Below are 21,786 nucleotides of genomic sequence, written 5' to 3'. Positions count from 1 at the left end.
GCCATGGACACCGGTTTCTGGAATTCCCCTCTCGGCTGGACGCTGGCCTCGACCGGCGCGGCGCTGCTGATCAGCGTCTGCGTGCTGATCGCCGTCGCCTTCCTGCTGCTGGCCGACCGCAAGGTCTGGGCGGGCGTGCAGATGCGGAAGGGGCCGAACGTCGTGGGTCCCTTCGGCCTGCTGCAGTCGTTCGCCGACATGCTGAAGTTCGTGCTGAAGGAAATCGTCGTGCCCGCCGGGGCCGACAAGACGGTCTTCCTGCTGGCGCCGATCATCACCGTGATCCTGGCCTTCATGGCCTGGGCCGTCATTCCGTTCGCGCCCGGCTGGGTGATGTCGGACCTGAACGTCGGCATCCTCTACATCTTCGCGGTGTCGTCGCTGGGGGTGTACGGCATCATCATGGGAGGCTGGGCCTCCAACTCGAAATACCCGTTCCTGGGCGCCCTGCGCTCGGCGGCGCAGATGGTGTCCTACGAGGTCTCCATCGGTCTGGTGATCATCAATGTGATCCTGCTGGCCGGGACGATGAACCTGACGTCGATCGTGACCCAGCAGGACGGCTGGATCTGGAACTGGTTCGCCTTCGGCGGCGGGGCCGGGACCTGGCCGACCGCGCTGATCATGTTCCCGATGGCGATCATCTTCTTCATCTCGGCGCTGGCCGAGACCAACCGTCCACCGTTCGACCTGCCCGAGGCCGAGTCCGAGCTCGTGGCCGGCTATCAGGTGGAATACAGCTCGACCCCGTATCTGCTGTTCATGATGGGCGAGTACGTCAACATCGTCTTCATGTGCGCCATGATCAGCATCCTGTTCTTCGGCGGCTGGAACCCGGGCATCCCGAGTGAGTACCTGCCTGACGTGCCTGCGGGGTGGGAGGCCCTCAACAGCCTGGGCTACCTGCTGGTCCTGGGGGTGAAGATCGTCTTCTGGTTCTTCATGTTCGCCATGGTGAAGGCCTTTGTGCCGCGCTATCGCTATGACCAGCTGATGCGACTGGGCTGGAAGATCTTCCTGCCCACGTCGCTGGTGGCGGTGGTGGCTGTGTCGGCCTGGCGCGTCTTCGTGGTGGGGTCGTGATGCGCTCTGCTCCCCTGATCGCCGTGATGCTGCTTGCGACCGGCCTCGCCGGCTGCAGCTTCACCCGGCCGCTGGACGAGGTGCCGGCGCCCGGCTCCACCGCCGAGCGGATGGAGCGTCGCGAGCGTCAGGAACGCGCCGAGACCGCCCGTATCGTGCGGTGCCAGTCGCTGGATCGGGATGATCCGCGCTGGGACCGTGACTGCAAGAACCGCCGCTGACCCCCGTCAAGGACGATCATCAAGCCATGATTTCCCGTATCAAACAGACCGTGAAGGGGGCCCTGCTGGTTGACGCCGTGGGCGCCTTCTTCCTGACCTTCGGCTATCTGCTGAAGCCCAAGATGACGGTGAATTACCCGTTCGAGCGGAACCCGCAGTCGCCGCGCTTCCGGGGTGAGCACGCCCTGCGCCGCTATCCCAACGGCGAGGAACGCTGCATCGCGTGCAAGCTGTGCGAAGCCATCTGCCCGGCCCAGGCCATCACCATCGAGTCCGAGCCCCGCGCTGACGGCAGCCGCCGCACGACCCGCTACGACATCGACATGGTCAAGTGCATCTACTGTGGCCTTTGCCAGGAGGCTTGCCCCGTGGACGCCATCGTCGAGGGCCCGAACAGCGAGTTCGCCACCGAGACCCGCGAGGAGCTGTATTTCGACAAGGTGCGCCTGCTGGACAACGGCGACCGCTGGGAGCGCCAGATCGCCCGCAACCTCGAGATGGACGCGCCGTACCGCTGATGACCGCCCTGTCCCGCCATAGCGCGATCCGACCGGCCTGCGGCCTTGGCAAGGCCGGACGCACAGGTCTAGAAGGGCGCCGCGCGTTCGAGGGGGGCGACTCGGTCCCCCATACCGCTTTTGTTTCAGCCGGAGCCGTCGAGTGATTGCATCGATCGCCTTCTACCTGATGGCCACCGTCACCGTCGTCGCGGCCCTGCTGGTCGTCACGGCCCGCAACCCCGTGCACTCGGTGCTGTGGTTGATCCTGGCCTTCTTCTCGGCGGCCGGCCTGTTCGTGCTGATGGGCGCCGAATTCCTCGCCATGCTGCTGGTCGTGGTCTACGTCGGCGCCGTCGCCGTGCTGTTCCTGTTCGTCGTCATGATGCTGGACGTCGACTTTGTGCGTCTGCGCGAGGGCTATGCCCGCTACCTGCCGCTGGCGGCCATCGTGGCCGGGGTTCTGCTGGCGGAAATGATCATGATCACCCTGGCGGTGGTGCAGGGCGGCGTGGCGGCCAATGCCACCGGCCCGGCGGTCGCTACCGCTGACCAGACCAATATCGAGGCCATCGGCCGGGTGCTCTACACCGACTACGTCTACTTCTTCCAGGCGGCGGGCATTGTGCTGCTGGTCGCCATGATCGGGGCCATCACCCTGACGCTTCGACACAAGCCGGGCATCAAGCGCCAGAAGGTCGACAAACAGGTCGGTCGCGAGGCGGGCAAGGCCATGGAGATCAAGTCGATCCCGACCGGCCAGGGCGTTTCCTCCGAGGAGCTTTCCTGATGGACATCACCCTGTCCCACTATCTGGCCGTGGGGGCCATGCTGTTCACCATCGGCGTGTTCGGCATCTTCGTGAACCGCAAGAACGTCATCATCATCCTGATGTCGATCGAGCTGATCCTGCTGGCGGTGAACATCAATTTCGTCGCCTTCTCGACCCACCTGAACGATGTGGCCGGGCAGATCATGGCCATGTTCGTGCTGACCGTGGCGGCGGCGGAGGCGGCCGTGGGGCTGGCCATTCTGGTGACCTTCTTCCGTAACCGCGGCGACATCGCCGTGGACGATGCGTCCGTGATGAAGGGCTGATCGACGTGAGCTTCGAAACCCTGATCATTCTGGGCATCTTTGCGCCGCTGCTGGGCGCGGCCATCGCCGGTCTGACCGGACGGCGGATCGGCAACATCGCCTCCCAGGCGGTGACGACCGGCCTGCTGTTCTTCTCCTGCGCCGTGGCCTGGACGGTATTCGCCCGCCACACCTGGGGCGGGATGGAAGCCTTCACGCTCCAGCTCATGCCGTTCATCAACGTCGGCGACTTCCAGTCGGCCTGGTCGATCCGCATCGACGCCCTGTCCGCCGTGATGCTGATCGTGGTGACAACGGTGTCGTCGCTCGTTCACCTCTATTCCTGGGGCTATATGTCCGAGGATCCCGACCGGCCGCGGTTCTTCGCCTATCTGTCGCTGTTCACCTTTGCCATGCTGGCGCTGGTGACCGCCGCCGACTTCATGCAGCTGTTCTTCGGCTGGGAAGGGGTGGGGCTGGCGTCCTATCTGCTGATCGGATTCTGGTACAAGAAGCCCACGGCCAGCGCCGCCGCCATCAAGGCCTTCGTGGTGAACCGCGTCGGCGACTTCGGCTTTGCGCTGGGCATCATCACCGTCTTCTGGATGTTCGGCACGATCCAGTTCGCCGAACTGTTCCCCATGATCGCGTCGAAGGCCGGGACGGGCTGGGAGTTCCTGGGTCACACCTGGTCCGCGCTGGATCTGGCCGGTCTGCTGCTGTTCATCGGCGCCATGGGCAAGTCGGCCCAGTTCTTCCTGCACACCTGGCTGCCGGACGCCATGGAGGGCCCGACCCCTGTGTCGGCGCTGATCCACGCGGCCACCATGGTGACCGCCGGCGTCTATATGGTTTGCCTGCTCAGCCCGATCTACGAGTATGCGCCGGTCGCGGCCCAGATCATCGCCATCGTCGGTGCTGTCACGGCCCTGTTCGCGGCGACCGTCGGTCTGGCCCAGAACGATATCAAGCGGGTCATCGCCTACTCGACCTGTTCGCAGCTGGGCTACATGTTCTTTGCGGCCGGCATCGGCGCCTATCAGGCGGCCATGTTCCACCTGTTCACCCACGCCTTCTTCAAGGCCCTGCTGTTCCTGGGGGCCGGCTCGGTAATCCACGGCATGCATCACGAGCAGGACATGCGGAAGATGGGCGGTCTCGCCCGTCTGCTGCCCATCACCTATGGCGTGATGATGATCGGCACGATCGCCATCACCGGCCTCGGCATCCCGGGCCTGAAGTGGGGCTTTGCCGGCTTCTATTCCAAGGACTCGATCCTCGAGAGCGCCTTTGCCGCCGGCGCCGACAATCCGGTGGGCATGTTCGTCTTCTTCATCGGCCTGTTTGCGGCCGGTCTGACGGCCTACTACTCGTGGCGTCTGGTGTTCATGACCTTCCACAACAAGCCGGCCTGGAAGGACGAGGGCGCCCATCACGCGGACGATCACGCGACCGACGCCCAGCTGGAAACCCATTCCGAGCCGATCGCCGACGACCATGCCCATCATGCGCATGACGACCACCATCACCACGGCCCGCTGAAGCCGCACGAGAGCCCCTGGGTCATGATCGTGCCGCTGCTGGTGCTGTCGGTGGGCGCGGTGGCCGCAGGCTTTACATTCTACGACCAGTTCGTCGGCCATCACGAGCACGAGTTCTGGCGCGGGGCGATCTTCACCGGTCCGGCCAATCACGTGATCCACGACAGCCACTCGGTGCCCACCTGGGTGCTGTGGGCGCCGCTGGTCGTCTCGGGCCTCGGCACGCTGATCGCCGTCTATGTCTATGTGCTCAAGGAAGGCCTGGGCCGCCGGATGGCCGAGCGCGGTGGTCCGCTGCACACCTTCTTCTACAACAAATGGTTCTTCGACGAGCTGTACGACTTTGTCTTCGTGAAGGGGGCCAAGGCGGTCGGCGATCTGTTCTGGAAGATCGGCGACGTGAAGATCATCGACGGGCTGGGCCCGAACGGGGCCGCCTGGGCCTCGCTGAAATCCGCGGCGCGACTGTCGAGAATCCAGTCGGGCTACGTCTATCACTATGCGTTCGTGATGCTGCTGGGCGTGGCCGGTCTGCTCGCCTTCGCCATCGCCACATGGGGGGGCTGATCGCGTGTCCCTGTTGATGTCTCACATCCTGAGCCTCGTCACCTTCCTGCCGCTCGTGGGGGCAGCGGTGCTGCTGGCCGTCCGCATGGCGGGCAAGTCGGACGCCTCGGTGGCGCCGGCTGCGCGTCGCATCGCCTTCGTCACCACCCTGATTACCCTTGCGGTCTCGATCCTGCTGGTCGCGAAGTTTGACGCCTCGAACCCCGCCTATCAGTTCGTCGAGCACTATCAGTGGTTCGCGGGCGCCGCCTATCACATGGGCGTGGACGGGATCTCCATCCTGTTCGTGCTGCTGACGGCCTTCCTGCTGCCGCTGTGCATCCTCGCCAGCTGGACGACGATCAAGGAGCGGGTGGCGGACTATATGATCGCCTTCCTGGTGCTCGAGACGCTGGTGATCGGCGTCTTCACCTCGCTGGACCTGTTCCTGTTCTACATCTTCTTCGAGGGCACCCTGGTCCCGATGTTCCTGATCATCGGCATCTGGGGTGGACAGAACCGCATCTACGCGGCCTACAAATTCTTCCTCTACACCCTGCTGGGGTCGGTGCTGATGCTGCTGGCCATGCTGTGGATGGCGGCGGAAGCGGGCACGACCTCGATCCCGCTGCTCAAGGAGTATGCCTTCAGCCCGACGGTGCAGCCGCTGCTGTGGCTGGCCTTCTTCGCCTCATTCGCGGTCAAGATGCCGATGTGGCCGGTCCACACCTGGTTGCCCGACGCCCACGTGCAGGCGCCGACGGCCGGTTCGGTCATCCTGGCGGGCATCCTGCTGAAGCTGGGTGGCTACGGCTTCCTGCTGTTCAACCTGCCGATGTTCCCGCAGGCCTCGGAAATGTTCCGCCCGCTGGTGTTCGCCCTTTCGGCCATCGCCATCGTCTACACCTCGCTGGTCGCCTTCCGTCAGACCGACATCAAGAAGCTGATCGCCTATTCGTCGGTCGCCCACATGGGCTTCGTGACCATGGGCATCTTCGCCGGCAATGATCAGGGCGTGCAGGGCGCGGTCTTCCAGATGCTGAGCCACGGCCTGATCTCGGGCGCGCTCTTCCTCTGCGTCGGCGTGGTCTATGACCGGATGCACACCCGTGAGATCGCCTTCTACGGCGGGCTGACGTCGAAGATGCCGTGGTTCGCGGCCATCTTCCTGATGTTCACCATGGCCAACGTCGGCCTGCCGGGCACCTCGGGCTTCATCGGCGAAATCCTGTCGCTGACCGCCGTCTATGAGGTCTCGACATGGACCGCCCTGTTCGCCGCCTCGGGAGTGATCTTCTCGGCCGTCTATGCGCTGACGCTGTACCGCAACGTCATGTTCGGCGAGATCACCAACCCCGCGCTCAAGACCATCACCGATATCGACCGGCGCGAGCTGATCGTCTTCGTGCCCCTGATCGTGGGGACCCTGTGGCTGGGCGTCTATCCGGCGGCTGTGCTTGACCTGACCTCGACCTCCGTCGAGGCCCTGACTGCCGGCTTCCGTGCCGCGATCGGTGGATGAGATCCGAAATGCCTGACCTGTCCTCCGCCCTTCAGCTCGCCGCTTCCGAAGTGACCCTGGCCATCGGGGCCATGGTGCTGCTGATGCTGGGCGCCTTCATCGGCGAGAAGTCGACCCGTCTGATCTCGATCCTGTCGGTCGCCCTGCTGGTGGGCGCCGCGGCCCTCGCCATCAATGCCCCGCTGGGCCAGGCCTTCAACGGGGCCTTCGTCGCCGATCCGCTGGCGGCCTATGGCAAGGTCGCCATCTATCTGCTGAGCGCCGTGGCTGTGGTCATGGGCGACGGCTGGATGGCCCGGACCCGCATCGCCCGCTTTGAGTATCCGGTGCTGATCGTGCTGGCCTCGGTCGGCATGGCCATGATGGTGTCGTCGGGGGATCTGATCTCCCTCTATGTCGGTATCGAGCTGCACTCGCTGGCGCTCTATGTGCTGGCCGCCTTCCACCGCGACGACCTCAAGGCCTCCGAGGCCGGTCTGAAGTATTTCGTGCTGGGCGCCCTGTCGTCGGGTCTGCTGCTGTATGGCGCCAGCCTGATCTACGGCTTCTCGGGCTCGATGCGGTTCGAGGACATCGCCCTGTCGGCGCGTTCGGTGGCCGATGGCGGCGCCGCGGGCCTGATTTTCGGTCTGGTGTTCCTGCTGTGCGGTCTGGCCTTCAAGGTCTCGGCGGCGCCGTTCCACATGTGGACGCCCGACGTCTATGAGGGCGCGCCCACTCCGGTTGTCGCCCTGTTCGCCACGGCGCCCAAGATGGCGGCCATGGTGCTGGTCGCCCGCGTGTTGACCAACGGTTTCGGCGCCATCCACGACCAGTGGGCCCAGGTGCTGGTGCTGATCTGTCTGGCCTCGTTCGTCGTCGGTGCCATCGGCGGTCTGGCGCAGCGCGATCTGCAGCGGCTGCTGGCCTATTCCTCGATCGCCAACATCGGCTACGCCCTGCTGGGCATTGTTGCGGGCACCGAGGCGGGCCTGCAGGCCATGCTGATGTTCATGACCCTGTATGTGATCGACCAGATCGGCTTCTTCGCCGTGCTGCTGTCGCTGTCGCGCGGAGGCAAGCCGATCCGCCGGATCGCCGATCTGGCCGGGCTGAAGAAGACGCGTCCGCTGACGACCGTGGTCCTCACCATCCTGTCGCTGTCGGTGCTGGGCATGCCGCCGTTCTCGGGCTTCTGGGGCAAATACTATGTGTTCGGGGCGGCCGCCGATGCCGGCTACTGGATGGTGGCGGCGGCGGGGCTGGTGGCCTCGGTCGTGGCGGCCTTCTACTATCTGCGCATCATCAAGCTGATGTGGTTCGATCCGCCGCTCGACGAGCAGGCCGTGACCGATCCCCAGCCGATCGAGGCGCGCACCCTGGCCCTGGCCTCGGCAGCGTTCGCCTTCCCGGTTGTGATCATCGGTCTGACCTGGCTGGAGCCGCTGACCGCCATCGCCGCGTCCGGTTTCGGAGCCGGGTAGGGCGGTGTCGCCCGCCGAGCAGCTGGTTCTCGACGAGATCGACTCCACCAACGCCGAGGCCCGGCGACTGGCCGAGGCCGGGCACACCGGGCCGATCTGGATCGCCGCGCGGCGCCAGAATGCCGGTCGTGGCCGACGCGGGCGGGCCTGGTCGGACCATCAGGGCAATCTGGCCGCCACATATCTGTGCGTGACGCACGCGCCGCCGGCCGAGGCCGCCCAGACCAGTTTCATCGCCGCGCTCGCGGTCGCGGACCTTCTGGACCGCTACGTCCCGCCGGCCTGCGTGACGATCAAATGGCCGAATGATGTGATGATCGAAGGGATGAAGGCCTCGGGCATTCTGGTCGAGTCGGGGCCTGCTCCTGCGGGCGGGCTGTGGCTGGCGGTCGGCATCGGCGTCAATCTGGCCAGTGCCCCGCAGGATGTGGAGCGGCCGGCAACCGCAGCCGCGGCCCATCTGGCCGGGGGCGTGGCGCGGGCCCCGACACTGGACGAAGCCTTGCCCCCTCTGGCCGAGGCCTTTGCTGCCTGGACCAAGCGGCGCGAGGCGCTGGGCTTTGACGTCATCCGGGATGCCTGGACCCGGCGGGCCCATGGCCTCAATGCGCCGGCCGTCGCCCGACTGGGTCACGAGACAGTTGAGGGTGTGGCCGAAGGTCTCGCCGACGACGGGGCGCTGCGTCTCAGGCTGGCCGACGGCACCCTTCGGCTTATATCGGCAGGGGATGTCTTTTTCGGAGAGCGGGCCTGATGCTTCTGGCGATTGAACAGGGCAACACCAATACGCTGTTCGCCGTGCATGACGGCGAGGACTGGATCGTGCAGTGGCGCACGGCCACGGCCGCCAATCGCACGGCGGACGAATATGCGGTCTGGCTGACCCAACTGCTGACCATGCGCGGGCTGGAGCTCGGCACGCTGAAGGGCTGCATCATCTCCAGCGTGGTGCCCCAGTCGATCTTCAATCTCCGGAACCTCGCCCGGCGCTATCTGGGGGTAGAGCCGCTGGTGGTCGGCCAGAATGTCGATCTGGGCATGGAGGCCCGCATCGAAAAGCCGTCCGAGGCGGGCGCGGACCGCCTCGTCAACGCCATCGGCGCGCATCTGAAATACCCCGGCGACCTGATCGTCATCGACTCGGGAACGGCCACCACCTTCGACGTCATCGCCGCCGACGGAGCCTTTGAGGGTGGCGTGATCGCGCCCGGGATCAATCTGTCGCTGCAGGCCCTGCACGAGGCCGCCGCCATGCTGCCGCGCATCGCCATCCAGAAGCCGGACCGCGTGATCGGCAAGGATACGGTGTCGAACATGCAATCGGGCGTGTTCTGGGGCTATATTGCCCTGATCGAGGGACTGGTCGCGCGCATCAAGACCGAGTGGGGCCGTCCCATGACGGTCATCGGCACCGGCGGTGTCGCCAGTCTGTTCGAAGGTGCGACCGACAGCATCGACCATTTCGACCCCGACCTGACCCTTCGCGGCCTGCTGGACGTCTGGCGTCGCAACTCCGGAAAGACGCCATGACCAAATCCAAAACCGACGAACTGGTCTTCCTGCCGCTGGGCGGGTCGAACGAGATCGGCATGAACCTGAACGCCTATGGCTTTGGCCCGGCCAATGATCGCAAGTGGATCCTGGTCGATGTCGGGGTGACGTTCGGCGATCACACCACGCCGGGCGTCGATGTGATCGTGCCCGACCCGACCTTCCTTGAGGGCGAGAACATCCTCGGAATCGTGCTGACCCACGCCCACGAGGACCACATCGGGGCGCTGGGCTGGCTGTGGCCGCGCCTGAAGGCCCCGCTCTATGCCACACCGTTCACCGCCTATCTGATCCGCGAGAAGCTGCGCGACGCCGGCCTCGGCGACCGGGTGAAGCTGCACGAGGTGCCGCTGGGTGGCACCATCGACCTCGACCCCTTCCACATCGAGATGGTGACCATCACCCACTCGACGGCCGAGCCGAACGGCCTGGCCATCACCACGCCGCTGGGGCTGGTCCTGCATACCGGTGACTGGAAGATCGACAACGATCCGGTCGTCGGCGAGCGCACCGATGTCGAGACCATCCGCCGCCTCGGGGACGAGGGGGTGCTGGCCATGGTCTGCGATTCCACAAACGTCTTCGTCGAGGGCACTGCCGGTTCGGAAGGCGAGGTGCGCGAAGCCCTGACCGAACTGATCGGCGGCCTCAAGGGCCGGGTGGCGGTCGGCTGTTTTGCGTCGAACGTCGCGCGGCTGGACAGCATCATCCATGCGGCGGAACAGGCCGGGCGACGAGTCGCGCTGGCCGGGCGGTCGATGCACCGGATCACGGCGGCGGCCAGGTCGGTCGGCCTGCTGACCGACGCCAAACCCTTCCTGAGCGAGGAAGACGCCCGCCGCTGGCCCGCGGACGAACTGCTGTACCTGTGCACCGGCAGTCAGGGCGAGGCGCGCGCCGCCCTGTCGCGCGTGGCCGAGGGCAATCACCCCTTCATCAAGCTGGGCCAGGGCGACCACTGCATTTTCTCCTCGCGCATGATCCCGGGCAATGAGCTGGCCATTGGCCGTCTGCAGGACGCCCTGTCGGAGCGGGGGGTGCGCATCTACACCGACCGGGACCATCCGGGCATCCACGTCTCGGGCCACCCGTGCCGCGACGAACTGCGCCAGATGTATCAGTGGGCGCGGCCCCATATCGCCATCCCCACGCACGGCATGCGCCGCCACATCGCCGAGCACGCGATGCTGGCGAAGGAAATGCAGGTGCCGGAAACGGTCGCGCCCCGGAACGGCGACATGGTTCGTCTGGCGCCCGGGCCCGCGGCGATCATCGACGAAGTGCCTTCGGGCCGCCTGTTCGTTGATGGCGGCATGCTGGTCGAGGAAATGGGCGAGGCTCTGCGCGAGCGGCGCCATGCGGCCTCCAACGGCCTGATCCTGGTCAGCTTTGCGCTGGACCGGCGGGGCAAGCTGGCGTCCAGCATCGATGTGCGGGGCATTGGCCTGCCGGGTGACGAGGACCAGCCGCTGGGCGACCTTCTGGACGAATTGGCCGAGCGCGCCGAGGATGCGGTGCGCAAGCTCAAGGGCGAGGCGCTGGAGGACGAAATGGTCATCGAACAGGCCGTGGCCCGCACCCTGAAGAAGGCCAGCCAAGGTATCTGGGACCGCCGCCCCATCGTTGAAACCATTGTGCTGAGGGTCTGATGATCGGTCGTCTGAACCACGTCGGGGTCGCCACCCCCTCCATCGAAGCCAGCGTCGCCATGTACCGGGACCTGCTGGGCGCCACGCAGGCGCAGGCCCCGTTCGACCTGCCGGCGCAGGGCGTGCGGGTGTGCTTCATTGACCTGCCCAACAGCCAGATCGAACTGATCGAGCCGCTGGGCGACGACAGCCCCATCCATGGCTTTCTGGCCAAGAACCCCAAGGGCGGCCAGCACCATGTCTGCTTCGAGGTCGAGGACATCCTGGCCGCGCGCGATGCGCTGCGGGCCAGGGGGGCGACCATCCTCGGCACCGGCGAGCCGCGCATCGGGGCCCATGGGACGCCGATCCTGTTTGTGCACCCCAAGGATATGGGCGGTGTGCTGGTCGAGCTGATGGAAACCCCGAAGGAAGGAGCTCACTGATGCCGATCGGCCCGCTCACGATGTTCGCCATCTACATCATCTGCTGGTGGGTGGCGCTGTTCATGGTCCTGCCGATCGGCACGAACCGCCAGGATCAGCCGCCCCCGACCGACGGGTCGCAGTGGGGGGCACCCGACACGCCCAATCTGAAGAAGAAGTTCGTCACCACGACCTGGGTCGGCGCCATCCTCTGGCTTCTGATCGTCGGGGCCATCTTCACCGGCCTGGTGCCCATGCCGGAAATCGGCGCCGTATAAAGCTTGGCCACAGACTGGTCTAGCTTTTGGGCCAGCGTCCCGGCTAAAGCACAGCCAGACCCTGCTGCTTGATCCGGATGTGCCCATGCGCCTGTCGCGCTATTTCCTGCCCACGCTGAAAGAGGCGCCCGCCGACGCCCAGATCGTCTCGCATCAGCTGATGCTGAGGGCGGGCCTGATCCGTCAGGAAGCCGCCGGCATCTATGCCTGGTTGCCGCTGGGCCTGCGCGTCCTGCGGCGGATCGAGCAGATCGTGCGTGAAGAGCAGGTCCGCGCGGGCGCCGTCGAGCTGCTGATGCCGACCCTGCAGCTGGCCGATCTGTGGCGCGAGTCGGGCCGCTATGACGCCTATGGCCCCGAAATGCTACGCATCAAGGACCGGCACGAGCGCGAGCTGCTGTACGGCCCCACCAATGAGGAGATGATCACGGACATCTTCCGGGCCTATGTGAAGAGCTACAAATCGCTGCCGCTGAACCTGTTTCACATCCAGTGGAAGTTCCGCGACGAGCGCCGCCCGCGCTTTGGCGTGATGCGCGGCCGCGAGTTCCTGATGAAGGACGCCTATTCCTTCGATCTGGACGAGGCCTCGGCCCGCAAGGCCTACAACCGCATGTTCGTGGCCTATCTGAACACCTTTGCCCGCATGGGGCTGAAGGCGGTGCCGATGCGCGCCGACACCGGGCCGATCGGTGGCGACCTGAGCCACGAGTTCATCGTCCTGGCCGACACGGGCGAAAGCCAGGTGTTCTGCGACCGCAAGCTGGTCGAGATGCCGGCGCCGGGCGGCGATGTCGACTGGGACGACCTGCAGGCCATCGTCGACGCGCGGACCGCCCTTTACGCCGCGACCGAGGAAATGCACGAGGCAGACCGTTTCGAGGCCGAGACCGCCGAGAGCGACCGCCTGACCGCCCGCGGTATCGAGGTGGGGCACATCTTCTATTTCGGGACCAAATATTCGACGCCGATGAAGGCCCGGGTCCAGGGCCCCGACGGTCGCGACGCCGACGTCCACATGGGCAGCTATGGCGTGGGGGTCTCGCGCCTGCTGGGCGCCATCATCGAGGCCAGCCATGACAGTGCCGGCATCATCTGGCCCGACGCCGTGGCGCCCTTTGACGTGGCCGTCATCAACCTCCGGGCCAATGATGAGGCGGTCTGCACCGCCTGCGAAGAGGCCGTGTCGCGGCTGGAAGCGCTGGGCAAGGAGGTGCTGTATGACGACACCGACGAGCGTCCGGGCGGCAAGTTCGCGACCGCGGACCTGATCGGTATTCCCTGGCAGCTGACGATCGGGCCCAAGGGCCTGGCGGACGGCGTGGTCGAGCTGAAGCGCCGGGCGACGGGCGAGAAGCTGACCCTGTCGCTGGACGACGCCCTGACCCGGCTGACCGCATGACCGACACCGTGGGCAAGACACCGAAGCCCGCCGGTCCGTTCTCCCTGTGGGAGGTCGGTCTGGCCCTGCGCTATCTCCGCGCCAAGCGGAAAGAGGGCGGCATCGCCCTGATCGCCATCATCTCCTACGTCGCCGTGGCGCTGGCCGTCATGGCGCTGATTGTGGTGATGAGCATCATGGCCGGCTTCCGCGCCGAACTGCTCAGTCGGATGCTGTCGTTCAACGGGCATATGTATGTGCAGGGTCAGGTGCTGGTCGACCCGGACCGGGATGCCGCGCTGGAGCGGCTGCGCGAAGTGCCCGGTATCGTCAGCGTGACCCCCCTGGTCGAGTCCCCGGCCATGTTCCAGGCGGCAGGGCAGGCGACCGGGGGTCTGGTGCGGGGTATCCGCCCCGAGGACCTGACCTCCATGTCCTACGTCTATGAAAGCCTGTCCCAGACTGCGCGCGACATGTTCGGCAAGGGCGACTACGGCGGCGACTATGTGCTGATCGGCAAGTCCCTGGCCGAGCAGCTGGGCATCGGCGTCGGCTCGCCCATCACCCTCTATTCGCCGACCGGCGCCGACAGCGCCTTCGGCAATCTGGGGGGCCTGTCCAAGACCTATATCGTGGGGGGCATCTTCAGCTCGGGTACGGCGGATTACGATCGCGCCTTCGTCTTCATGCCGCTGGAGCAGGCCCAGCTGTTCTTCGGCAAGGAGGGGCTGTGGGACATCATCGAGATGAAGACGGCCGAGCCCGACCGGGTCGAGGCGCTGCGCGCGCCGGTGCGCGAAGCGGTGGGTGACGGCAATCTGGTCAGCGACTGGCGCGACCGGCTGGCGGCCTTCTGGGGCGCCCTGAAGGTCGAACGGGTGGCCATGAGCATCATCCTTGGCCTGGTCGTGGCGATCGCCGCGCTCAACATCATCTCGGGCATCGTCATGCTGGTGAAGAACAAGACGCGGGACATCGCCATCCTGCGGACCGTGGGTGCCAGCCAGTCGTCCATGCTGCGGGTGTTCTTCATGTCGGGTGCCGCCATCGGCATCGCCGGGACGGTCACCGGTCTGGTGCTGGGCCTGCTGTTCTGCCTGAACATCGGCGCCATCCAGCACTTCCTTGAGTGGGTTTTACAGGTCGAGCTGTTCAATGCCGACGTCTACATGCTGGACGCGGTCCCGGCGCTGGTCGATCCGGCCGATGTTTTCTGGGTGGCCATGTGGTCGTTCTTCATGAGCTGCGTGGCCGGCCTGATCCCGTCGTGGCAGGCGGCTCGCCTCGATCCGGTGGAGGCCCTCCGTTATGAATAGCCTCGCTCCGCCGGTCCTGTCGGTCCACGACCTGACCCGCACCTATGACACCGCCGCCGGCGACCTGACCGTCCTCAGGGGCGTGAACCTTGATGTCCGCCCCGGCGAGATCGTGGGCCTGATCGGGCCCTCAGGCTCGGGCAAGTCCAGCCTGCTGCACGCGGCGGGGCTGCTGGAGCACCCGACCTCGGGCGAGGTGAAGATTGACGGCGAGGCTGTCGGGGGTCTGCCCGAGCGAGCACGCACCCATATCCGTCTGGCGCGGATCGGTTTTGTCTATCAATTCCACCACCTGCTCCCGGAATTTGATGCGCGGGACAATGTCGCCCTGCCGCTTCGCATCGCGGGGCATGGCCTGTCGGCGGCACGCGAGCGGGCCGAGGAACTGCTGGTCGCCCTGGGTCTGGCGGACCGCCTGACCCACCAGCCGTCGCAGATGTCGGGGGGCGAGCGTCAGCGCGTGGCCGTGGCCCGGGCGCTGGCCAACAGGCCGCGCCTGTTGCTGGCCGACGAGCCGACCGGCAACCTGGATCCGGCGACCAGCCAGACGGTGTTCGAGGCCCTGCACGATCTGGCCAAGAAGTCCGGCGTGGCCGCCCTGATCGCCACGCACAATATGGAACTGGCCGGCCATATGGACCGCGTCTTCGCCCTCAAGGACGGCCACCTCGAGGAACGCCCGGCGGAGAGCCAGGCCTACTGAGCGGACGCCTCAGGGTTTCGGCAGGGGGTGCAGGTCCGCAAACTCCGGCGTGGACTTGGTCGCGCGGGCCTGAATGGCGCCCAGAATGTCGGCCGTGTTCCAGATCGACCCCTGCATGACGGCGGCCCATTCCAGGCCGTCGGCCACGGTGTGATCGCGGGCATAGGCGAAGGCAGCCTTCGAGCCCGAAATGGCCAGCGGCGCCTTGGCGGCGATCGCCTGCGCCATCTCCATGGCGGCCGCCTGCAGGGCCTCGGCATCGGGCAGGACGGCGTTGACGAAGCCAAGGCGCTCGGCGCGGTCCGCCGTCAGACTGGTGCCCAGATAGGCCAGTTCGCGGACCACGCCCTCGGGCAGTAGGCGGGGCAGGCGTTGCAGGCTGCCGACGTCGGCCATCATGCCGATGTTGATCTCCTCGACACGGAAATACGCGCCCTCGGTGGCCAGCCGCAGGTCGCAGGCGGCAACCATGTCCAGCCCCGCGCCGACGCAGGCCCCCTGGACGGCGGCGATCACCGGAAACCGCACCCGCTCCAGCATCGACAGGGCGTCCTGAAGGTCTCGCGCGGCCTGATGAAAGGCCTGCCGCTCGGCCGCCGTGTCAGTGCCGAGGATGGCGCCACCCGAGAACACCGAGATGTCCATGCCGGCGCAGAAATTCCGGCCTTCGCCCGACAGGACCAGCGCCCGCACATCGCCACCCGCGTCCAGATTCTTCAACGCCGGACCCAGCCCCCTCCAGAAGCGCATGTCGAGCGCATTGGACGCTTCCGGGCGCGACAGGGTCAGGCGGGCGACGGCGCCCTCGCGGGTGATCTGGAAGGGAAGGGTGTCAGTCATGTCCGGGCCATCGTGATTGCGGGTCGACCCATGCTATCGGTTTTCCATCGAAATGCACTGGAGGACCCTGCCGATGTCGCTGAACGGAAAAACCCTCTTCATCACGGGTGCCAGCCGGGGAATCGGGCTGGCCATAGGCCTGCGCGCGGCCCGCGACGGCGCCAATGTGGTGATCGCGGCCAAGACGGCCGAGCCGCACAAGCACCTGCCGGGCACCATCTATTCCGCCGCCGAGGAGATTGAGGCGGCCGGCGGCAAGGCCCTGCCGCTGGTTGTCGACGTCCGTAGCGAGGAGTCGGTCATGGCGGCGGTGGAGGCTACGGTGGAGCGGTTCGGCGGCATCGACATCTGCGTAAACAATGCCTCGGCCATCCAGCTGACCGGCACCCTGGCCACCGACATGAAGCGCTATGACCTGATGCATCAGGTCAACGGGCGGGGCACCTTCCTGGTGTCGAAGGCCTGTATTCCGCATCTGAAGAAGGCGGCCAATCCGCATGTGCTGGCGCTGTCGCCGCCGCTGGATCTGGCGCCGCACTGGTTCGGCCCGCACGTCGCCTATTCGATGGCCAAGTACAATATGAGCCTCGCCATGCTGGGCATGGCCGAAGAGTTCAAATCCGACGGCATTGCCTTCAACGCCCTGTGGCCGCGGACCGCGGTGGCCACGGCCGCCATCGAATTCGCCCTGACCGGCAAGGAGGGACTGGCCCACTGTCGCACGCCCGATATTCTGGCTGATGCGGCCCACGCCCTGTTCTGCCTGCCCGCCCGCGAGAATACGGGCCGGTTCCTGATCGACGACAGCTTCCTCTACGAGCAGGGAGTGCGGGACTTCGAGGTCTACCGGGTCGATCCCACCAAGCCGCTGATGCCGGACTTCTTCGTCCCGGCCGACAGCGTTCCGCCGCCCGGCGTCAAGATCGGCTGAGGCCCTAGTTGACCGCGGCGTCACCCCAGACGCGCTGGAGGGCCGGGGTGCGACGACAGCCGATGCGATAGGCCTCGTACCGGGCGGGATTGCGCTCGGCATAGTCCTGATGCTCCGGGCCCGCCGGCCAGAAGCGGGCCGAGGCCAGCACCGGCGTGACGAACTCCCGGCCCAGAGCCCTCTGGGCGGCGGCGCGCGACGCCTCGGCGACCGGGCGCTGCTCAGCCGTCGCAAACACGGCCGTGCGGTAGCTGGGCCCCTGGTCGCAGAACACGCCGTCTGGATCCGTCGGATCGATCGTGCGCCAGAACCGGTCGACCAGTGCGCGGTAGCTGACGACCCGGGGGTCGAAGGTGACCTGGATCGCCTCGCGGTGACCGGTGCCGCCCCGCACGACCTGGGCGTAGGTGGGGTTCGCGACATGGCCCCCCGCAAATCCCGAGACAACCGACGACACGCCGCGGACGTGCTCGAACGCCTTCTCCGAAGACCAGAAACAGCCCCCGGCGAAGGTCGCGGTCTGGCTGCCGGGCGGCGGCGGCTCTGCCGGGGCAGGGGGCGCCGGGCTGCAGGCGGCGATCAGGGCGAGGACGGCAATGATCAGACGGGTCATGACCCCACATACGAGATCAACGGTCGCCCGGTTTCAATCCGCCTCTTGACGCGGAACATACATGGAACATAGAACAAGACAGGAACATCACGCGGAGGGCCGTCATGGCACGTTGGGTTCGGGAAATGCTGTCGCTGGCGTCGTGCGGCGGCTTCGTCTGGATGGCCTGGCAGGCCGCCCTGCTGGCCTATTGATCCACCGGGGGCGTCGCGCGGCTGGGGATGGATTGGAACTGCCGGGGTGCCCGTCGGCAGAATCCTTCCATAGTCAGGGGCATGTGTGATCCGCAGGGCAGGGGAGACAGTCGGTGACGGAGGCCTTCGAAAACGGCTTTGTCCACCTGCGGGCCCGGTCGGCCTATTCCCTGCTCGAGGGGGCCATCAAGGCGTCGGCCTTGGGGAAGATGGCGGCGGATGCCGGCATGCCGGCGGTCGCCATCGCCGACCGCACCAATCTGTTCGGGGCTCTGGAATTCAGCCAGTCGACCAAGGGGGCGGGCGTGCAGCCGGTCGTCGGCTGTGCCCTGCCGGTCACCGGCATCGGCGGGCAAAAGTCCGAGCGCTGGGCGCGCCTGCCGACGGTGGTGCTGCTGGTCCAGAACGAGCTGGGCTGGAGAAATCTGTCGGCCCTGTCGTCGCTGGCCTATCTGGAAGCCGGCGATCTGGCCGAGCCGGGCGTGGCCTGGAGCCGGGTTCGTGAGCATGCCGAGGGTCTGATCCTTCTGTCGGGCGGTCCGGACGGTCCGGTCGATCCCCTGTTCGTGCAGAATCGGGACGGCGAGGCGCGAGAGGCCCTGGCCGAAATGGCGCGGGTGTTCGGCGACCGCTTCTATGTCGAGCTTCAGCGCCATAACCTGCCCGAAGAGCGTCAGGCCGAGGCTGGGCTGGTTGCCTGGGCCTATGAGACGGACGTTCCGCTGGTCGCCACTAATGACGTCTATTTCGCCCGTGCGGACCGGTCCCGGTCGCACGATGCCCTGCTGTGCATCGCCGACGGGGCCTTCACCGGTCAGGACGATCGGCGACGCGTCACCTCCCACCACTGGTTCAAGTCGGCGGCGGACATGCGGACCCTGTTCGCCGATCTGCCGGAGGCCTGTGACAATACGCTGGAGATCGCACGGCGGTGCGCCTTCCTCGTGCCCACCCGCGCGCCGATCCTGCCCCGGTTCGACACGGGCGAGGGCCGGGACGAGGCCGACGAACTGGCGTTTCAGGCGCGTGAAGGGCTCAAGGCCCGGCTGGCCTCGGTCGAGGCGGCCGCACCGGAGCAGGCCTACTGGGACCGGCTGGAGTTCGAGGTCGGCATCATCCAGCAGATGGGCTTCCCCGGCTACTTCCTGATCGTGTCGGACTTCATCAAATGGGCCAAGCTGCACGGCATTCCGGTGGGGCCGGGCCGGGGCTCCGGCGCCGGTTCGCTGGTCGCCTGGGCACTGACCATTACCGACCTCGATCCGCTGCGGTTCGGCCTGCTGTTCGAGCGCTTCCTGAATCCCGAACGGGTGTCCATGCCCGACTTCGATATCGACTTCTGTCAGGAGCGCCGGGAAGAGGTGATCGCCTATGTGCAGAAGCACTATGGCGAGGATCGCGTCGCCCAGATCATCACCTTCGGCACCCTGCAGGCGCGGGCCGTGCTGCGCGATGTGGGCCGGGTGCTGCAGATGCCGCTCGGCCAGGTCGACCGGCTGGCCAAGATGGTGCCCGCCAACCCCGCCAATCCGGTCACCCTGGCCCAGGCCATCGAGCTTGAGCCGCGCCTGAAGGAGGCCCGCGACGCCGAGCCTGCGGTCGCAACCCTGCTGGCCACGGCGCTGGAGCTGGAGGGCCTGTACCGCAACGCCTCGACCCACGCCGCCGGCATCGTCATCGGCGACCGGCCGCTGGTTGAACTGACCCCGCTTTACAAGGATCCGCGCTCCGACATTCCGGCCACCCAGTTCAACATGAAGTGGGTCGAGCCTGCCGGTCTGGTGAAGTTCGACTTCCTTGGCCTGAAGACCCTGACAGTGCTGGACCGCGCGCACGGCTATCTGGCCCGGCGCGGCGCGGCGGTCGACTTCTCGCTTCTGCCGCTCGACGACAAGGCCACCTATGAGCTGATGGCCTCGGGCCAGACGGTCGGCGTGTTCCAGCTGGAATCGCAGGGGATGCGCGACACCCTGCGCAAGATGCGCTGCGAGTCGATCGAGGAGATCACCGCCCTGATCTCGCTCTACCGGCCCGGGCCGATGGAGAACATCGACGTCTATATCGACCGCAAATTCGGGCGGGCCGAGGTCGATACGCTCCATCCCTCGCTGGCCGATGTGCTGAAGGAGACCTACGGCGTCATCATCTACCAGGAGCAGGTGATGCAGATCGCCCAGATCCTGGCCGGATACAGCCTGGGCGAAGCCGACCTTCTGCGCCGCGCCATGGGCAAGAAGAAGAAGGAGGAGATGGACTTCCAGCGGGCGCGCTTCGTTGCGGGCGCCTCGGAGCGTGGCGTGCCGGAAGCCCAGTCGGGCGGTATCTTCGATCTGGTGGCCAAGTTCGCGGGCTACGGCTTCAACAAGTCGCACGCCGCCGCCTATGCGATGATCAGCTATCAGACGGGCTGGCTGAAGGCGAACCACCCGGTCGAGTTCTTCGCCGCCTCCATGTCGCTGGATATCTCCAACACCGACAAGCTGGCGATCTTCTATCAGGATGCGCGCAAGGCCGGGGTGACGGTGCTGGCGCCCGACATCAACCGCTCGGCTGCCGACTTTGACGTGGCCTACGATGACGAGGGCAAGGGCGCGGTGCTGTATGCCCTCGGCGCCATCCGCAACGTCGGGCTGGAGGCCATGCGCCATGTGGTCGAGGTGCGCGAGACCGGTGGCCGCTTCGCCGACCTGTTCGACTTCCTTGAGCGGGTCGACCCGCGGGCGGTGAACAAGCGCGCGCTGGAAGGGCTGGCGAAGGCCGGCGCGCTGGACAGCCTGCACCCCAACCGGCACCAGATCCTCGACCAGGCCGACACCCTGATGGCCTATTGCCAGAGCGTGGCCGCCGAGCGGGCCTCGTCGCAGGTCAGCCTGTTCGGGGCCGATCAGGCCCATGCCGCGCGACCACGCCTCAAGTCGGTCGAGCCCTGGGTCGGGCCCGAGCGGCTGGACCAGGAACTGTCGGCGGTCGGCTTCTATCTGTCGGGCCACCCGCTGGAGGACATGGAAGCCGCGCTGCGCCGCAAGCGGGTGACCTTCGCGGCCGAGGCCCTGTCGCTGGCGGAGGGGGGGCATGAGGCCTTCCTGATGGCCGGGGTCGTGCGTCGCCGGCAGGAGCGGACCAGCGCCCGCAGCGGCGAGAAGTTCGCCTTCGTCAACTTCTCGGACCCGACGGGCGAGTTCGAATGCCTGTTCACGCCCGAGTCCCTGCGGCGTTATCGCGACGTGCTGGAGGTCGGCGCCGCCCTGATGGTCAAGGTGCGGGCCAAGGCCAGCGACGGCGAGGTGCGCTTCTTCGGCGACGAGGCCAGCCGCATGGATGCGGCCATCGAACAGTCCGACGTCAACCTGAGGGTCCATGTGTCCGGCCGCGCGGCGGACCCGGAGGCGCTGAAGGCGCGGCTGGACCGGTCAAGGGCCCAGGGGCCGGGGCGGGGCGGGGAGGTCAGCCTGATCGCCACCCTGGAGGGCCGGCGCGAGGTCGAGGTGAAATTGCCCGGGCGATACCGGCTGGATGCAGCCCTGCGGGGGGCGCTCAAGACCGTGCCGGGCGTGGTTCTGCTGGAGGAGGCGTGATGGGCGAGACGGCGACACACAAGGGGTCCTGTCACTGCGGGGCCGTGGCCTTCGAGGCCGACCTGGACCTGTCCGGGGTGATCGAGTGCAACTGCACCCACTGCTACCGCAAGGGCCTGATGCTGGGCTTCGTTACGCCCGAGGCCTTCCGCCTGATCCGGGGCGAGGACCGGCTGAGCGAGTATCTGTTCAATCGCCATGTCATCAGCCATCGCTTCTGCCGCGTGTGTGGCGTTGAGCCTTTTGGCGCCGGCAAGTCTCCGGACGGGCGTGACATGATCGCAGTCAATGTCCGCACGCTTGACGATGTCGAGCCGTGGACGGTCGAAACCACGCGCTTCGACGGCCTGCACAAGCTCTGACCGTCCGGGGACCTGCGACCCAGGCCTTGCCTTTTCCGT

General features: G+C 66.6%; 21 protein-coding genes. 19 read left to right on the top strand and 2 right to left on the bottom strand.

Annotation, left to right across the window (positions count from 1 at the left end):
* Positions 1-3 precede the first annotated feature (3 nt).
* The 16 genes from nuoH to J7346_RS11920 all read left to right on the top strand — a co-directional run bounded on the left by nuoH (position 4) and on the right by J7346_RS11920 (position 15,232).
* Positions 4-1,083, top strand: a complete 1,080-nt coding sequence (gene nuoH, locus J7346_RS11995) for an NADH-quinone oxidoreductase subunit NuoH (protein ID WP_209120175.1) — start codon at positions 4-6, stop codon at positions 1,081-1,083.
* Positions 1,083-1,304, top strand: coding sequence for a hypothetical protein (locus J7346_RS11990; protein WP_209120174.1), 222 nt, complete (start codon positions 1,083-1,085; stop codon positions 1,302-1,304). The genes nuoH and J7346_RS11990 overlap by 1 nt, the downstream gene beginning before the upstream one ends.
* A gap of 26 nt (positions 1,305-1,330) precedes the next feature.
* The gene (gene nuoI / locus J7346_RS11985) at positions 1,331-1,822 is read left to right on the top strand and encodes an NADH-quinone oxidoreductase subunit NuoI (RefSeq protein ID WP_209120173.1); all 492 of its coding nucleotides are present in this window, start codon (positions 1,331-1,333) and stop codon (positions 1,820-1,822) included.
* A 142-nt stretch (positions 1,823-1,964) separates the two neighbouring features.
* Positions 1,965-2,591, top strand: a complete 627-nt coding sequence (locus tag J7346_RS11980; protein ID WP_209120172.1) for an NADH-quinone oxidoreductase subunit J — start codon at positions 1,965-1,967, stop codon at positions 2,589-2,591.
* Positions 2,591-2,899, top strand: a complete 309-nt coding sequence (gene nuoK, locus J7346_RS11975) for an NADH-quinone oxidoreductase subunit NuoK (protein WP_123286749.1) — start codon at positions 2,591-2,593, stop codon at positions 2,897-2,899. Before J7346_RS11980 ends, nuoK begins: the two co-directional genes overlap by 1 nt.
* Before the next feature lie 5 nt (positions 2,900-2,904).
* A complete protein-coding gene (gene nuoL / locus J7346_RS11970) occupies positions 2,905-4,986 on the top strand; it encodes an NADH-quinone oxidoreductase subunit L (RefSeq protein WP_209120171.1) in 2,082 nt (693 codons plus the stop codon).
* 16 nt (positions 4,987-5,002) lie between these two features.
* Positions 5,003-6,487 carry an NADH-quinone oxidoreductase subunit M gene (locus tag J7346_RS11965; RefSeq protein ID WP_209120253.1) on the top strand — a complete coding sequence of 495 codons (1,485 nt, stop codon included), beginning with the start codon at positions 5,003-5,005 and terminating at the stop codon, positions 6,485-6,487.
* An 8-nt stretch (positions 6,488-6,495) separates the two neighbouring features.
* A complete protein-coding gene (nuoN, locus tag J7346_RS11960; RefSeq protein WP_209120170.1) occupies positions 6,496-7,950 on the top strand; it encodes an NADH-quinone oxidoreductase subunit NuoN in 1,455 nt (484 codons plus the stop codon).
* Positions 7,951-7,954: 4 nt separating this feature from the next.
* Complete coding sequence (locus tag J7346_RS11955) at positions 7,955-8,704, top strand: biotin--[acetyl-CoA-carboxylase] ligase (RefSeq protein WP_209120169.1); 750 nt, start codon at positions 7,955-7,957, stop codon at positions 8,702-8,704.
* Complete coding sequence (locus J7346_RS11950; protein WP_209120252.1) at positions 8,701-9,480, top strand: type III pantothenate kinase; 780 nt, start codon at positions 8,701-8,703, stop codon at positions 9,478-9,480. The genes J7346_RS11955 and J7346_RS11950 overlap by 4 nt, the downstream gene beginning before the upstream one ends.
* Positions 9,477-11,150: a ribonuclease J gene (locus J7346_RS11945; RefSeq protein ID WP_209120168.1), complete on the top strand. Its 1,674-nt coding sequence runs from the start codon at positions 9,477-9,479 to the stop codon at positions 11,148-11,150. The genes J7346_RS11950 and J7346_RS11945 overlap by 4 nt, the downstream gene beginning before the upstream one ends.
* The gene (gene mce / locus J7346_RS11940) at positions 11,150-11,575 is read left to right on the top strand and encodes a methylmalonyl-CoA epimerase (RefSeq protein WP_209120167.1); all 426 of its coding nucleotides are present in this window, start codon (positions 11,150-11,152) and stop codon (positions 11,573-11,575) included. Before J7346_RS11945 ends, mce begins: the two co-directional genes overlap by 1 nt.
* Complete coding sequence (locus J7346_RS11935) at positions 11,575-11,832, top strand: DUF1467 family protein (RefSeq protein ID WP_209120166.1); 258 nt, start codon at positions 11,575-11,577, stop codon at positions 11,830-11,832. Before mce ends, J7346_RS11935 begins: the two co-directional genes overlap by 1 nt.
* Positions 11,833-11,917: 85 nt before the next feature.
* Positions 11,918-13,234, top strand: coding sequence for a proline--tRNA ligase (gene proS / locus J7346_RS11930; RefSeq protein WP_209120165.1), 1,317 nt, complete (start codon positions 11,918-11,920; stop codon positions 13,232-13,234).
* A complete protein-coding gene (locus J7346_RS11925; RefSeq protein ID WP_209120164.1) occupies positions 13,231-14,529 on the top strand; it encodes a lipoprotein-releasing ABC transporter permease subunit in 1,299 nt (432 codons plus the stop codon). The genes proS and J7346_RS11925 overlap by 4 nt, the downstream gene beginning before the upstream one ends.
* The gene (locus J7346_RS11920) at positions 14,522-15,232 is read left to right on the top strand and encodes an ABC transporter ATP-binding protein (protein WP_209120163.1); all 711 of its coding nucleotides are present in this window, start codon (positions 14,522-14,524) and stop codon (positions 15,230-15,232) included. Before J7346_RS11925 ends, J7346_RS11920 begins: the two co-directional genes overlap by 8 nt.
* Before the next feature lie 9 nt (positions 15,233-15,241).
* Here J7346_RS11920 and J7346_RS11915 read toward each other — a convergent pair whose 3' ends face one another.
* Complete coding sequence (locus J7346_RS11915) at positions 15,242-16,072, bottom strand: enoyl-CoA hydratase-related protein (RefSeq protein WP_209120162.1); 831 nt, start codon at positions 16,070-16,072, stop codon at positions 15,242-15,244.
* 73 nt (positions 16,073-16,145) lie between these two features.
* Between J7346_RS11915 and J7346_RS11910 the strand changes: the two genes are divergently transcribed.
* Entirely contained in the window at positions 16,146-17,003 is an 858-nt protein-coding gene (locus J7346_RS11910) for an NAD(P)-dependent oxidoreductase (protein ID WP_209120161.1), read from the top strand.
* A gap of 4 nt (positions 17,004-17,007) precedes the next feature.
* Here J7346_RS11910 and msrA read toward each other — a convergent pair whose 3' ends face one another.
* Entirely contained in the window at positions 17,008-17,616 is a 609-nt protein-coding gene (msrA, locus tag J7346_RS11905) for a peptide-methionine (S)-S-oxide reductase MsrA (protein WP_209120160.1), read from the bottom strand.
* A gap of 307 nt (positions 17,617-17,923) precedes the next feature.
* Between msrA and dnaE the strand changes: the two genes are divergently transcribed.
* Positions 17,924-21,385, top strand: a complete 3,462-nt coding sequence (gene dnaE, locus J7346_RS11900) for a DNA polymerase III subunit alpha (RefSeq protein ID WP_209120159.1) — start codon at positions 17,924-17,926, stop codon at positions 21,383-21,385.
* Positions 21,385-21,747, top strand: coding sequence for a GFA family protein (locus J7346_RS11895; RefSeq protein ID WP_209120158.1), 363 nt, complete (start codon positions 21,385-21,387; stop codon positions 21,745-21,747). Before dnaE ends, J7346_RS11895 begins: the two co-directional genes overlap by 1 nt.
* Positions 21,748-21,786 lie beyond the last annotated feature (39 nt).

The sequence above is a fragment of the Brevundimonas sp. A19_0 genome, from assembly GCF_017744255.1.
Taxonomy (GTDB): Bacteria; Pseudomonadota; Alphaproteobacteria; order Caulobacterales; family Caulobacteraceae; genus Brevundimonas.
Note: the sequence above shows the minus strand (reverse complement) of the source record. Positions and strands in the feature narration are given on the sequence as shown.